The organism is Microvirga sp. P4_G7, from assembly GCF_056401005.1.
The window spans coordinates 1-1,067 of sequence record NZ_JBFUKD010000966.1 but is presented as its reverse complement, the minus strand read 5'-3'; the positions used below and the strand labels follow the sequence as shown (position 1 = coordinate 1,067).

At 59.0% G+C, this 1,067-nt stretch carries 1 protein-coding gene; it reads right to left on the bottom strand.

What is annotated here, in order from left to right:
- On the bottom strand, positions 1 to 1,067 hold a 1,067-nt coding region (locus AC1DT3_RS22270; protein WP_477467349.1), incomplete at both ends, for a cadherin repeat domain-containing protein.

The following is a 1,067-nucleotide window of genomic DNA, read 5'->3' as shown; positions in this document are numbered from 1 at the left end:
CCGTCCGTGTTGTGGACGATCTTGAAGCGGCCATCGGTATCGGCGAGCGTCCCATCAGCCAGCTTGATCTTGTAAGTGAAAGCCCCCTGCTCGGCGTCTGTCGCCCTCAGCTCCCCGACCAACGTCCCAGCCGCCGCGTTCTCGTCAACGGCGGCATGCGAAAGCGAGATGTCGGAAGGCGGGTTGTTCGGACCGGTCTCCGGCAGATTATTCACACCGATCGTGAACGTTTCCGCGTGAGACAAGCCACCTGCATCAGTCACCGTGATCGTCACCTGGTGCGCGGTCTTGGTTTCATAATCCAGGGTCGCTCCCGCACGCAGCCGCAATTGAGCAACCCCGTTGAGGACGACAATTTGGAACTTGGCATCAGGGTCGTTCGTGACCGCGTAAGTGAGCGGTCCCTGTTCCAGATCGGTCGCACTCAGTTCGCCGATAAGGCTTCCCCCTGCCGAATTTTCGTCGATCGCGCTCCGCGAAAGGCCGATGTCCGACGGGGCCGTATTGGTGCCGTTCTCGACGAGATCGTTCACCGTGATGGTGAGTGTCTCTTGGTAGGAAAGCCCGCCGGAATCAGTGACCTTGATGGTTACCTGGTGGGATGTGTCGGTCTCGTAGTCGAGCGTAGCGCCATCGCGCAGCCGGAGTTGGGCCACACCATTGATGACGACCACCTGGAACTTCGAATCCGCATCATCCACGATCGTGTAGGTGAGCGAACCACCCTGCTGGTCGACCGCGCTCAGTTCGCCAACGAGCGATCCGCCCGCCGCATTCTCGTCGATCTCGGATTTCGACAGGGCAATATCCGACGGAGCGGTGTTGGGGCCATTCTCCGCCAGATCGTTCACAGTGATTGTGAACGTCTCTTGGTACGACAACCCTGCGGAATCGGTAACCTTGATCGTCACCTGGTGCGAGGTCTTCGTCTCGTAGTCGAGCGTTGCGCCTTCGCGAAGTCTCAGTTGAGCGACACCGTCGATGACGACGACCTGGAACTTCAGATCAGCATCATTCGTRATCGTGTATGTGAACGGCCCCTGTTCCAGATCGACGGTGCTCAGTTC